This window comes from Streptomyces sp. NPDC006923 (genome assembly GCF_040635655.1).
Taxonomy (GTDB): Bacteria; Actinomycetota; Actinomycetes; order Streptomycetales; family Streptomycetaceae; genus Streptomyces.
The window spans coordinates 1-1957 of sequence record NZ_JBEYIF010000065.1; the positions used below are offsets into that span (position 1 = coordinate 1).

A 1957-nucleotide genomic window follows, 5' to 3' on the forward strand; every position below is an offset into this window, starting at 1 on the left:
GTCGGCGGGTGAGGGTGCGGTGTCGTTGGCTGTGGTGGACGGTACCGGGCAGCCCGTGCTGTCGGTCGAGTCGCTCGCTCTGCGGGCCGTATCCGTAGAGCAGCTTGGTTCGGCGTCGGGGTCTGGTGTGGGTGATGCGTTGTTCCGTGTGGAGTGGACGGAGGTTGCTGGTTCTGCGTCGGCGTCGGTGGTGGGGGGCGGGGACTGGTGGGTGTTGGGTGCGGATGGGTTGGGTCTGGAGGCGGCGGGTGTGGTCGGGGGCTCGGTGGGTGGGTTGTCGGGGTTGGGTGCTGGGGGTTCGGTGCCGGGAACGGTGTGTGTGTCGTTGGCGGGTGAGGAGTCCGGTGAGGGTGTGGTGGAGGGTACGCACGGGAGTGTGGTGCGGATGTTGGGGTTGCTTCAGGGGTGGCTTGGGGATGAGCGGTTGGGTGGTTCGCGGTTGGTGGTGGTGACGCGGGGCGCGGTGGCGGTTGGTGCGGGTGAGGGGGTGGGGGGTCTGGGGCATGCGGCGGTTCGTGGTTTGGTGCGGTCGGCGCAGTCGGAGAATCCGGGCCGGTTTGTGCTGGTGGATGTGGATGGTGATGCGGCTTCGCTGGGTGTGGTGGTGGCGGCGGTGGCTTCGGGTGAGCCGGAGGTGGCGATTCGGGGTGGTCGGGTTTTGGTGCCGCGTTTGGTGCGGGCGGGCGCGGGATCGGTGGAGGTGCCGGCTTTTGGTGCTGGTGGGACGGTGTTGGTGACGGGTGCGTCGGGTGTGTTGGGTGGTTTGGTGGCGCGGCATGTGGTGGCGGTGCACGGTGTGCGGCGTTTGGTGTTGGTGAGTCGTCGTGGTGGTGCGGCGGAGGGTGCTTCTGAGTTGGCGGGGGAGTTGGCTGGTCTGGGTGCTGTGGTGGAGTGGGTGGCGTGTGATGTAACGGATCGGGAGGGTCTGGCGGGGGTGTTGGCGGGGATTCCGGCGGAGTTTCCGTTGACGGGGGTGGTGCATACGGCGGGTGTGCTGGACGACGGAGTGCTGGGCTCGCTGACGCCGGAAAGGATTGCTGGTGTTCTGCGTCCGAAGGTGGACGCGGCCTGGAACCTCCACGAGTTGACGTTGGGGATGGATCTGTCGGCGTTTGTGTTGTTCTCGTCGGCGGCGGGTGTGTTCGGTAGTGCGGGGCAGGCGAATTATGCGGCGGCGAACGCGTTTTTGGATGGGTTGGCGCAGTATCGTCGGGGGTTGGGGTTGGTGGGTTCGTCGTTGGCGTGGGGGTTGTGGGCGGAGTTGGGTGGGATGGGGGGTGGTCTGGGTGCGGGAGATGTGTCGCGGTTGGGCCGGGGCGGGGTGTCGGGTCTGACGGCCTCGGAAGGACTGGCGCTCTTCGACGCGGCGAGTTCTTCCACGGAGCCCCTTCTCGTCCCGATGCGTCTCGACCTCGCCGCGCTCCGGGCCCAGGCCATCGCTTCCGCGACAGACGTGGCGCCCTTCTTGCGCAGTCTGGTGCGCGTCCCCGTCCGGCGGAGCGGCAGCGGAGCGGCCGATGTGTCCGAGACGTTCGCGAAGCGGCTGGCGGGACTTCGGCAGGAGGAGCAGGAGACCCTGCTTCTGGAGCTGGTGAGCGGTCATGTCGCCGCCGTTCTTGGACACGAGTCCAGTGATGTGGTGGAACCGGACCGGGCCTTCAAGGAATTGGGCTTCGACTCCCTCACCGCCGTCGAGCTGCGTAACCGGCTGAATTCCGCGACCGGTATGCGGCTGCCGGCCACGCTGGTCTTCGATTACCCGACGTCACTCCTTCTTGCCCATCACCTCTGGACCGAAGTGGTGGGTACGGAAACGGTCCAGAGTACGCCGCTTGTCGCGAAGCCCTCCGTTGTCCCGCTGGTTGATGAGCCGGTGGCGATTGTGGGGGTGGGGTGTCGTTTTCCGGGTGGGGTGGAGTCGCCGGAGGATTTGTGGCGGTTGGTGGTGGAGGGGCGG

General features: G+C 67.3%; 1 protein-coding gene. It reads left to right on the forward strand.

Annotation, left to right across the window (positions count from 1 at the left end; genetic code table 11):
* Positions 1 to 31: 31 nt before the first annotated feature.
* The coding region (locus ABZ707_RS33400) for a type I polyketide synthase (RefSeq protein ID WP_360182650.1) at positions 32 to 1957 on the forward strand (1926 nt) is incomplete at its 3' end.